The organism is Thermostichus sp. MS-CIW-34 (genome assembly GCF_054060435.1).
On sequence record NZ_JBSSDE010000034.1, the window covers coordinates 22871 to 34409 of the forward strand.

Annotated in this window: 6 protein-coding genes; 1 reads left to right on the plus strand and 5 read right to left on the minus strand. The window is 50.8% G+C overall.

What is annotated here, in order from left to right:
* Positions 1-17: 17 nt before the first annotated feature.
* Positions 18-2156 carry an FkbM family methyltransferase gene (locus ACVWYY_RS11340; protein ID WP_457440591.1) on the minus strand — a complete coding sequence of 713 codons (2139 nt, stop codon included), beginning with the start codon at positions 2154-2156 and terminating at the stop codon, positions 18-20.
* 727 nt (positions 2157-2883) lie between these two features.
* Between ACVWYY_RS11340 and ACVWYY_RS11345 the strand changes: the two genes are divergently transcribed.
* On the plus strand, positions 2884-3582 hold the full coding sequence (locus tag ACVWYY_RS11345; RefSeq protein WP_457440593.1) for a Uma2 family endonuclease: 699 nt from the start codon (positions 2884-2886) through the stop codon (positions 3580-3582).
* Between the two features lie 33 nt (positions 3583-3615).
* Here ACVWYY_RS11345 and ACVWYY_RS11350 read toward each other — a convergent pair whose 3' ends face one another.
* The 4 genes from ACVWYY_RS11350 to ACVWYY_RS11365 all read right to left on the minus strand — a co-directional run bounded on the left by ACVWYY_RS11350 (position 3616) and on the right by ACVWYY_RS11365 (position 11383).
* On the minus strand, positions 3616-6336 hold the full coding sequence (locus ACVWYY_RS11350) for a TylF/MycF/NovP-related O-methyltransferase (protein ID WP_457440595.1): 2721 nt from the start codon (positions 6334-6336) through the stop codon (positions 3616-3618).
* Between the two features lie 4 nt (positions 6337-6340).
* On the minus strand, positions 6341-8395 hold the full coding sequence (locus tag ACVWYY_RS11355; RefSeq protein WP_457440597.1) for a glycosyltransferase family protein: 2055 nt from the start codon (positions 8393-8395) through the stop codon (positions 6341-6343).
* A gap of 15 nt (positions 8396-8410) precedes the next feature.
* A complete protein-coding gene (locus ACVWYY_RS11360) occupies positions 8411-10471 on the minus strand; it encodes a glycosyltransferase family protein (protein ID WP_457440598.1) in 2061 nt (686 codons plus the stop codon).
* Positions 10472-10687: 216 nt separating this feature from the next.
* Positions 10688-11383, minus strand: coding sequence for a hypothetical protein (locus ACVWYY_RS11365; protein ID WP_457402693.1), 696 nt, complete (start codon positions 11381-11383; stop codon positions 10688-10690).
* Between the last annotated feature and the right edge of the window lie 156 nt (positions 11384-11539).

An 11539-nucleotide genomic window follows, 5' to 3' on the forward strand; every position in this document is an offset into this window, starting at 1 on the left:
CTGACTGGGAGAACTTTTTACCGAAGAGGTTCTCGTGAAACGTCATGAAGGATATGCCTTCTACTCAAGTAGCAAAGAGTACCTCTATGTGTGTGAACTATGTTTCCCTTGTACAAAACATGGGTAGGGCATAGGATCTGGTCTATTAATCGTCTATCTTCTTCAGAGTGAAACTCTAGGTATATTATCTTAATGTCGACTAGAATTTCGAACAAATCCTTTAATATTTGGGTCTCACTACCTTCAGTATCTATCTTGAGAATATCGATGTTGTAAGCGCCAACACTCTTTAGAAATGAGCCTAGGAATGAGCTTGCCTTTACAAGCTGTACAACTCTTGGAAAGTCAGCATATTGGTTCTTGTGTATCGAACTATAACAGGCCGTTACAAGACTACTGTAGAAAGTCTTGGTGATATCATCACTGTACAGCCCAAAAGGGTATACAGTGCAGCCGCCTATATCTAGGCTGTTTAGCTTCAGCAAGTGAAGAGCTACAGGGTCAGGCTCGAAGCAAAGAATAGTAGCATTTGGATAAAGCATTCGAAAGTAGGCGCTTGCGATGCCTATGTTTGCTCCTACATCAACAATTATTGATACGCCATCGACGAAGTTTAAAAAAGGATATGGCTGCTCACTAAAGATTTCGTCAGTCGTGAGTAGCGCTACGTTTTCTTCCTCCTTATAAAAATTGAGATGTAGTGTCCAAGAAGATCCATCCGCTCTATTCACGCCCAAGAAAACTCTTTCAACGTTCGCTAACTTTGTTGCGTTCGAGAACACCAATTGATTTTGTTCATCAAGGACAAAAACAAATTTTAAGTAGGGCAGGAGTCGAGAAGTAAGATGGCTGTTGGATCTGGCAATCAGAACATCCCAAGTCGCAGTACCTAAGTGGCTGGACTCTTCCTCCCAGACATGTACTCTGGAAACGACCCTCTCGTCCTTGGGAATCTCAGACACTGGGAACCCGGCCTCAACATAGACTTCTAGTCTCGGCAGATCCAGGAGATCTGCCACAACTGCTACTGGGCAGTCTTTGCTAACCAGTACCTTAAGTTGCTCCTCTACACGGTGTAACTCCTGAACAGGTTCGTAGATAGCAAGGCGTGTATTGACAAGATCTCTGTAGGCAGTGCTAATGAAAAATCTGGGATCGGACTTAGCTGCGTAAAAGTTGGGTAGCTCTCCCTTGAAAACCCAATTCATCAGATCGGCTATCCGATGCTTGGGATGCCAGTCCATAAGAAACTTTTCATAAGCTCTTTTAGCTATCTCTAGAGCCAGCCCTGGATTTTCTAGGTAAAACTTGATTTTCTCAACTAGCTCCAGCTCAGAACTATAGACGTCGCAGTATAAGCCGGGGCTCAGATACTCACCAAAGCCGGATGCAAAGGAGAGCTTGTCTGTCAGCAAAAAGCCACCCGCAGAAATCACTTCCAGGTTCCTAAGGTTCAGATCTCCATTCAGGCTGCAGTTAAACGAAATCAGCGATTCGGCAAATAGGCGGGCTGCCTCTTGACGGTTGGCAGTTTTGGCAAGAATGGGCAAGTGTGCCCTCTTTATGGCTTCGACCAGACGGGAACGTCTGGGATGCCCGGATCCCTGATGGCCAATAAAGACAACTTGGCTTTCTCTTGCTTCTACCCACTTGTGGACAACCGTATGCATGGAGATGAGAGGTAGCCAGGCCAGGTTTTCCGCGCCCGCCGCGGCAAACCAGTGCAGGTGCTGGCGGTTGTGAGCAGTAACAACATAATCAAAGGCTTCAACGGCCCAGTAGGCCAAAAGATGTTCGATGGGGAAGTGGCCATGATGCGTGGTTCCGGCTAGTAAGACGGTTGGACAGCCAAATTTTTTCGTGTTGAAGGGGTTGCTGTATTCGCAGCTGGAAGCTCGTACAATCACCAAGTCAAACTCTTTATCCACAATCTGCTCAGACTGCTGGACAAAGTCATAGAGGTCATAATCTCCTTCCGGACACTCCACCAAGCCTTCACGACGGTTGACATAGCCTAGTCCACAGCCCCCCACTCTTTTTTTGGGACAGACAGTTACTTGCCGATCTGAAAGCTGCGGCGGTGGCATGTAGTCTGGCGCAACTGGCCAGCTCAGGAGAACTCGCGGTTGCAGAGTTTCTTTGTTGGAATTTTCCATGGCTCGTCCTTCTAATCAGTGCTGCTGACAAAGTGTAGCTTCTGCCCAGGCTACAAAGAGGGCTAGTTTTGCACTATCCTGCCCTACGTGCATCCATAATGACAAAGTCAGGAGCCAAGTGCTGATTATACCTACACACCTACCAAGTTAGACGGTGCATTCGCGGAAAGCTGGCAGCGCAAGTGCCAAATGGACTCACTCATCTGCGTTACCCAAGCCTGGTCGCAGCAGCGCCCCAGCTGCTTTGCTGGCAACAATGAGATGGGGGAAGGTTTCCAGACATTGAGGCCGCGTGGGTTTGCTGGGCCACTGCTTCTGGGGAATTGGTGCCCACCGAGGCCGAACTGGAGCGGCAAAGGGCTGAGCAAGAGCGACAGCGAGCAGAGCGCCTGGCCCAGAAGCTGCGGGAGCTGGGGGTGGATCCCGATACCTTGTAAGGGTAAAGAGAGGAGAACTGGCAATGAGTGACATACTCCCGACCCCGACTGCTGGCAGTACGGAGCGGGCTTCTCGCTTCATCGGGGAGCCTACGCAAGAACCCTCCACGAGCAGACACGGAATGTCCTACCGCGTAGTTGCACCAGATTCCGGCAAAAGCCGTTTTGTGCAACTACTCCTATCATACACCATGTGGGGGTATCTGTATCCCGGCACTGACCCTACGGGTACAGTGCGGGGCTTAGCTACCCCCACACCCCCATAAGCTAACCCGAACCCAATTACTGAGGTGCTGGATCCGGTTTATCTACCCGAGTTGCCCCCCACCCAAGACGAGCTCCCCTACGACGACGGCGAACCTATGGAAAGCTGGCGGCACAGGTGCCAGATGGACTTGCTCATCTCCACTACCCAAACCTGGTTGCAGCAGCGCCCTGATGGCTTTGTCGGTGGCAATATGTTTCTCTACTACAGCTTGGAGCAGACCAGCGGCCGCAATTTCAAAGGGCCGGATTATTTTGTGGTGTTGGGCGTGCCTAAAGGCGAGCGCAAAAGCTGGGTGATTTGGGAGCAGGGCAAAGGTCCGGACGTGGTGATTGAGCTTCTTTTTCCCAGCACTGCCCAGGAGGACAAGACAAGCAAAAAGCAACTTTATGAGCAGATTATCCGGGTGCCGGAGTACTTTTGGTTTGACCCGTTTGATCCAGAAGACTGGGCGGGGTTTCGGCTGAGGGGCGACCGCTATGAGCCAATTCAAGAGGATGCCGAGGGTTGCTTGCCGAGCGAGGTTTTGGGATTGTGCCTAGTGAAGTGGGAGGGCAGGTTTCGGGACATCGAGGCCACCTGGATTCGCTGGGCCACTGCTGCTGGGGAACTGGTACCCACCGAGGCCGAACTGGAGCGGCAAAGGGCTGAGCAGGCCGAACAACGGGCAGGGCGCCTGGCCCGGAAGCTACAAGAGCTAGGGGTAGATCCAGACGCCCTGTAGACAGCCAAGTAACTCAAGACAACAGATGGATCCCTAGGAGGCCAACAGCAACACAGGTAGCTTTTGAATAGCAGGCCGTAATCCCTTGGGAAAGCGCTCCCGCTTCAAGAGATAGCGATAGTTGAGTTGGGGAATAAGTCTCTCCCATTGATAGGGGTTCAAGCCAGCTACCACTGAACAGAACGGCTCTCTACTGAGCTCTAACCCCTCTTCCATGAGCCTGAGAGCTATGTTGCCTGCAGCTATCTCCAGAGTTTGATTGGCCAGTTGCGGATCCGGATCCCCTAGGAAGATCAGAGCATAGTCTTCTGGCTGAGGACTGCGTAGAATTGGCTCCAGCAAGCCCTCCAGTTCTTGGATAAGCTGCTCTGTCTCCATTTCCCAGTAGGGGAAAAGGCCCACGTTGATCTTGCTCAGGCGGATCCTTTCTGATTTAGAGATTTCTGTTAGGCCGTCTCTAACCACTAGCCAGTTCTCAGAAGGACTCAGCCAAACTCCTGAGTAATCGACACTATGGAGCTGAAAAAAGGCTCTGATTTCCTGCTCGAAGTCATGAACAGCTTTGCAACATCCTTGCCAGTGTCCGTAATCATCGATTTGGATGAATCCTTGGGAATGAACCTGATCATAGAAATGATGAAAAATATCCATCGCTGACTGATACCAGTCAGCATCTGCATGCAGCAGAGCAACCTCGCTCACTTGCTCTCGATAGGCAGGCAAGGTGTCAGCAAACAGCCCTGGCACGGGGACAATGAGATCCCAAACTCCCAGTTCCTTGGCAACCACCTCTAAGTTCTCCGAAATGGGTGCTGCTAAGGCACCGGATCCAAAACCCGTATCGTTGGCACCAGCTCCTCGATAATCTCGATCCACCTCTGTTGGATCAGGCATACCTGAGAAGGTATCGAAAGCATATAGCCTGCGAGGTCGACGGCTGTAGTTCTTAATCACCCAGGCCAGCAAAGCTGAGCTTCCACCCCTGCAAACACCACATTCTACAAAGTTCCCAGGAATGTCTTCTTCACAAACCTGCTTAGCTAGTGAATAAAGGCTCCAAAGACGCTCAAAGCCCAGCAAGGTAAAAGATTTAACTTTCTCTAGCACCCTAGACAACTCAAGGTTACAGACCGGATAGTCCTTGAGGTGCTCTGGCAATGTCCAATTCACAGCAGGGTCTGGAATATGCTCAACGGGCTTGACATTGCCTCGCCAGGCCACTCCCATAATTTGCATGGTCTGGTAAATCATCGTGTTCCAGCCCCTGTCTCTCAAGTAATTCAAACCTTCAGCCACATCCGGCGAGGCTAGATTATGAAACAGAATCAAGGCATCCTCAGCAGCATAGCGCTCTGCCACTTGAGCATCCTGCAAGGGGGCTGGTGAGTCATGATTCCCATCGATGAAAATCAGAGACCAGCGACAATCCTCTTGCTGGGCAATCTCCTCCACCTTCCCTGGGCTATAGCCAGGGTAGAGATTGACATTAGAGCGAACTCCAGCCGAGCGAAGAGATTGATCCGCACTTCCATAAATCTGGGGATCGGCCAGAGCAGGATCTACCACATCGAGAATAACTCCTCCTGCCGCCAGGTGCGCAGTTGACCAACCTAGCCAACAGCCGATCTCTAGGGCGTTTTTTCCTTGTAGCTTAAGGGCAGTATTGTACAGAATATGAGCCTCGTCTCGACTAACAAAGCCAATAGTAGGTTGACGCAAATCCGCAGTCCAAAGGTGAGGAACTTCTTTCCGTAGATAAGGCCAGGGCTGAGGCCCTGGATCGATAGCAGTCATTAGAGGGAAGCTGTAGTCGAGATATATTTTCTTTTGATTAGCTGATACATAGTCATACCTTCTGATTGGAGAAGAATGGCTTCTAGGATACCAAAGACTGGCTTCAACTTTGAAGCCATCGGTAGTATGAGCTACATGAGTTTTTCTATCCTTATCTTTATAGGTAATGTGTAGAATCCCTAAAGGGATGTAAGGCTTCCAAGGCTCAACCCAGAGCTTTCTTTTTGGATCCCATAGAGGTAGTTTACTATGAACTGTCCAGTTACAAGACAATGGTAAAATTTGAACGTTATCTATTCCTAAGTCATTATGAATAGCCACGTTTAGAGAATACTGATCTGGAGGTGAGAGTAGATCGAGGCTCATAGAGATAGCTTGGCTCAGTCTGTTTTTCCATGCTACCCAGTGAATACCGGAATTACTTCCAGAGAATACACCAGCATTTAGAATTGGTCTTATGTATAGGTGGTTATATACATTTCCAAAGTCATATACATGTCCAAAGCACCTGATGTATCCCGAGAGGTGAAAAGCTTGATGCGAAAATGGATAGGGATCGAAGAGAGTATTTAGCAACTCAGGAACAACTGCAAGGTTTTTGTATCTTGCTCCCAGGGTAAGAAGCTCAATTGCAGACCAGTCTTGCACCCAAGCATCTGCATCAATCCAAATATAAACTTCATAGCCTGGAAAGTATTCAGGAAGGAAAGGCCTACAAACTAGTGCCTTGAGATACTTGGGTTGTCTATCAATGTCGGGAATATCATAGTTCCAATCTGGCTCAACAATGTGGTCAACGTACTGACCTATCCATTGCAACTGCTCCGGTGTACAGCCTACATCCAAGAATCCAATATCTACAGAGTGCCCCTGAGGTTTCTCTCGGATGGAGAGAATAGTCCCCTGAACCAATTCAAAAAACTTGCTGTCAGCAGCCGTAACGATAATGGTTGAGTTCATAACCTTAAGTCTCCTCTCCAAGGCTTGAATTGTTGTCGACAAAGCAAGCCCTGCTTAGATAGCAAAGGACTCCTCTTTGGCCTGCTACAATTTCTCCCTGCCAGAGGAGATGGGTAGGGTCCAACATCTGATCAATCTGTTTGCGGTCTTGTTCTGAGCAAAACTCCACATAGATGACCTTGATGTCTTCGAGCTGCTCTTGCAGGCTGGTCAACACCTCCACCTCATTCCCGCCTGTAGCCACCCTGAGCACATCGATGGGCTCCAAACCCAACTCCTTGAGGGCTGCCCTGGCTTCCCGGAAAGGGAGCAGCTGCTCCACTCCCCACTCGGCCTGAGGATCCTCCGGCCAGAGCCGACAAGTTCTGCAGCTATTCTGCCCCGCCAGCCCCACCGGATGCACAAAGCAGTTGCCCAGGCCAAGAGCATTCTGCTGCAGCAGGTGCAAGGCCAAGGGATCCACCTCAAAACAATGAATGGCCGCCTCAGGGCAGAAACCCCGAAAACAAACGCTACCAAGGCCTACCCCAGCTCCGATGTCGATAACCGTCTGCACCTGACTAGACAGAAACACAGGAAAGTTAAGATATGTCCTCTCGTAAAAAACGGTGTCTGGGTAGAGCCTTACCGAAAGCCTGAGTTTGCCAAAGTCAAAGCCAGTCAACACTGCTGCTTCCGTTAACTTACTGGCATTGGCCAAAAGAAGTTGGTGGTCCTCTGCCAAGACAAAAGCAAAGTTAGCCCTCACAGGCCGCCCCAGCCGCTGCAAGTCCTCAGCTGTGCACACCACCGCATCAAAGCTGGGCCAACTGGCTGGCTCCCCTCTCACCTCATGAACTCGCTCGGGCACTCCCTTCTGCTGCAGCAGACCACAGGGATCCCCAAACCCCTCTTCCACATACAGCTCCAGCCGCGGCAGGTCCAGCAAGTCTGCTGCTATCACTTCCGGACAACCTTGGCTAACCAGCACCTGCAGCCGCTCTTGCACTCGATGCAGCTCTTGGATGGGCTCGTAAATCCCCAGCCGTGTGTCTATCCAAGCCGAGCTGGCAGTGCTGACAAAGTAGCGCACATCAGAGCGGGGCGAGTAGCGAAAAGGCTCCGGCAGTTCTCCTCCAAACACCCACTCCAGGAGATTTTGGATGCGGTGGCGGGGATGCCACTTTTCATCAAAGGTGTGGTAGGCGCGGCGGGCAATTTGAATGGCCTCCTGGGGATGGTCTAGGTAGTAGCGGATTTTCTCCAGGAGTTCGGCTTCGGAGTTGTAGGTGTCGCAGTAGGTGCCGGGCGCCAAAAGTTCGTCCAATCCTGAGGCGAAGGAGAGCTGGTCAGTAAGCAGAAAGCCACCCGCAGAAATCACTTCCAGGTTCCTTAAGTTCAGATCCCCATTTTGGCTGCAGTTGAAAGAGATTAACGAGCCACCAAATATTAGTTGAGGATTGTGGACTCGAGTCTTTATAAGTAGAGGTAGACCCAGTTTTTTCAAGGACATGATCAACTTAAGACGTCTGTAATGATAAGAGTTAAAATTAAGGTTACCCACAAACGCAACTCTAATTTCTTTCTTTTCTATCCAACTGGAGCTGGTGAGACAAGCGGAAATGAAAGGCAGCCAAGCTAGCCTTTGGACTCCTGCTGCTGCGAACCAGTGGAGGTGCTGTCGGTCATAGGCGGTGGCAATATAATCAAAGGCTTCAGTGGCCCAGTAAGTTAGAAGGTGGGTGATAGGGAGCACATGATGATGCGTATCTCCGGCTAGCAAGACAGTTGGGCAGCCAAATTTTTTCGTGTTGAAAGGACTAGTCATATCAACACTCGATGTCCAGACAATCACCAAGTCAAATTCTTTGTCTTCGACTTGATCTGAATACTGGACAAATTCATAGAGGTCAAAGTCTTTGTCAGGACACTCAACTAAGCTTTTTGAAACACTAAAAAAATCGAATATCTGTCTTCTAACCTTTCCTTTCGGACATAGAGTTACTTGACGCTCTGAAAGAGTGAGAGGTGGGACATAATCAGGTGGAGTCATCCAAACTAGTAGAACTCGAGGATTCATCAGTCTCAGAGCTTCCTAAAGATTACCACTGCTTTCGTAGAATATGCATCTATTCAGATAACATAAGCACCCGTAGTTACCCTGAGAAACTTCCTCCTGCCAGGGGATACGGGTAGGGTCCAACATCTGGTCAATCCGCTTGCGGTCTTGCTCAGAGGTAAACTCCACGTAAATCACCTTGATGTCCCTAAGCTGCGGCTGCAGGTTAGCCAATACCTCCACCTCATCCCCACCCGTAGCTACCCTGAGCACATCGATGGACTCCAAACCCAACTCCTTCAAAGCTTCCCTGGCTTCTCGGAAAGGGAGCGGCTGCTCCACTCCCCACTCGGCCTGAGGATCCTCCGGCCAGAGCCGACAAGTTCTGCAACTATCCTGCCCCGCCAGCCCCACCGGATGCACAAAGCAGTTGCCCAGGCCAAGAGCATTCTGCTGCAGCAGGTGCAAGGCCAAGGGATCCACCTCAAAACAATGAATGGCCGCCTCAGGGCAGAAACCCCGAAAACAAACGCTACCAAGGCCTACCCCAGCTCCGATGTCGATAACCGTCTGCACCTGACTAGACAGAAACACAGGAAAGTTAAGATACGTCCTCTCGTAAAAAACGGTGTCTGGGTAGAGCTTTACCGAAAACCTGAGTTTGCCAAAGTCAAAGCCAGTCAACACTGCTTCCATTAACTTACTGGCATTGGCCAAAAGAAGTTGGTGGTCCTCTGCCAAGACAAAAGCAAAGTTGGCCCTCACAGGCCGCCCCAGCCGCTGCAAGTCCTCAGCTGTGCACACCACAGCATCAAAACTAGGCCAACTGGCTGGCTCCCCTCTCACCTCATGAACTCGCTCGGGCACTCCCTTCTGCTGCAGCAGGGCACAGGGATCCCCAAACTCCTCTTCCACATACAGCTCCAGCCGCGGCAGGTCCAGCAAGTCTGCTGCTATCACTTCCGGACAACCTTGGCTAACCAGCACCTGCAGCCGCTCTTGCACTCGATGCAGATCTTGGATGGGCTCGTAGATTCCTAGTCGTGTGTCTATCCAGGCAGAGCTGGCCGTGCTGACAAAGTAGCGCACATCAGAGCGGGGCGAGTAACGAAAGGGCTCCGGCAGCTCTCCCCCAAACACCCAGTCCAGCAGGTTCTGAATGCGGTGGCGGGGATGCCACTTTTCATCAAAGGTGTGGTAAGCGCGGCGGGCAATTTGAATGGCCTCCTGGGGATGGTCTAGGTAGTAGCGGATTTTCTCCAGGAGTTGGGCTTCGGAGTTGTAGGTGTCGCAGTAGGTGCCGGTCGCCAAAAGTTCGTCCAATCCTGAGGCGAAGGAGAGCTGGTCAGTAAGCAGAAAGCCACCCGCAGAAATCACTTCCAGGTTCCTAAGGTTCAGATCCCCATTCAGGCTGCAGTTAAACGAAATCAGCGATTCGGCAAATAGGCGGGCTGCCTCTTGACGGTTGGCAGTTTTGGCAAGAATGGGCAAGTGTGCCCTCTTTATGGCTTCGACCAGACGGGAACGTCTGGGATGGTCGGATCCCTGATGGCCAATAAAGACAACTTGGCTTTCTCTTGCTTCTACCCACTTGTGGACAACCGTATGCATGGAGATGAGAGGTAGCCAGGCCAGGTTTTCCGCGCCCGCCGCGGCAAACCAGTGCAGGTGCTGGCGGTTGTAATCAGTAACAACATAATCAAAGGCTTCAACGGCCCAGTAGGTCAAAAGATGTTTGATGGGGAAGTGCCACTGATGCGTATCTCCGGCTAGTAAGACGGTTGGACAGCCAAATTTTTTCGTGTTGAAGGGGTTGCTGTATTCGCAGCTGGCAGCTCGTACAATCACCAAGTCAAACTCTTTATCCACAATCTGCTCAGACTGCTGGACAAAGTCATAGGGGTCATAATCTCCTTCCGGACACTCCACCAAGCCTTCACGACGGTTGACATAGCCTAGTCCACAGCCCCCCACTCTTTTTTTGGGACAGACAGTTACTTGCCGATCTGAAAGCTGCGGCGGTGGGATGTAGTCTGGCGGAATTGGCCAGCTCAGGAGAACTCGCGGTTGCAGAGTTTCTTTGTTGGAATTTTCCATAGCTCGTCCTTCTAATCAGTGCTGCTGACAAAGTGTAGCTTCTGCCCAGGCTACAAAGAGGGCTAGTTTTGCACTATCCTGCCCTACGTGCATCCATAATGACAAAGTCAGGAGCCAAGTGCTGATTATACCTATGATCAATCTGTTTGCGGTCTTGTTCTGAGCAAAACTCCACATAGATGACCTTGATATCTTCGAGCTGCTCTTGCAAGCTGGTCAACACCTCCACCTCCTCTCCACCTGTAGCCACCCTGAGCACATCGATGAACTCCAGACCCAGCTCCTTGAGAGCTGCCCTGGCTTCCCGGAAAGGGAGCGGCTGCTCCACTCCCCACTTCGCTTGAGGATCCTCCGGCCAGAGCCGACAAGTTCTGCAGCTATTCTGCCCCGCCAGCCCCACTGGATGCACAAAGCATTCTGCTGCAGCAGGTGCAAGGCCAAGGGATCCACCTCAAAACAATGAATGGCCGCCTCAGGGCAGAAACCCCGAAAACAAACGCTACCAAGGCCTACCCCAGCTCCGATGTCGATAACCGTCTGCACCTGACTAGACAGAAACACAGGAAAGTTAAGATACGTCCTCTCGTAAAAAACGGTGTCTGGGTAGAGCTTTACCGAAAACCTGAGTTTGCCAAAGTCAAAGCCAGTCAACACTGCTTCCATTAACTTACTGGCATTGGCCAAAAGAAGTTGGTGGTCCTCTGCCAAGACAAAAGCAAAGTTAGCCCTCACAAACCGCCCCAGCCGCTGCAAGTCCTCAGCTGTGCACACCACAGCATCAAAACTAGGCCAACTGGCTGGCTCCCCTCTCACCTCGTGAATTCGCTCCGGCACTCCCTTCTGCTGCAGCAGGGCACAGGGATCCCCAAACTCCTCTTCCACATACAGCTCCAGCCGCGGCAGGTCCAGCAAGTCTGCTGCTATCACTTCCGGACAGCCGCAACTATAGCCAATAAGGATTTGAGGGGTGGCTGGAGAGCATGACTCTAGTCAATAATAAGCTCAACTATACTGAAAATAATGTATAATATGTTCAGTACGGATTACTACCAGTTGATCTTTCTGTTT

Excerpts from the sequence above, each read along its gene's own strand:
- ACVWYY_RS11360 (WP_457440598.1), bottom strand. The coding sequence starts at position 10,471 with ATGGAAAATTCCAACAAAGAAACTCTGCAACCGCGAGTTCTCCTGAGC.
- ACVWYY_RS11340 (WP_457440591.1), bottom strand. The coding sequence starts at position 2,156 with ATGGAAAATTCCAACAAAGAAACTCTGCAACCGCGAGTTCTCCTGAGC.
- ACVWYY_RS11350 (WP_457440595.1), bottom strand. The coding sequence starts at position 6,336 with ATGAACTCAACCATTATCGTTACGGCTGCTGACAGCAAGTTTTTTGAA.
- ACVWYY_RS11355 (WP_457440597.1), bottom strand. The coding sequence starts at position 8,395 with ATGAATCCTCGAGTTCTACTAGTTTGGATGACTCCACCTGATTATGTC.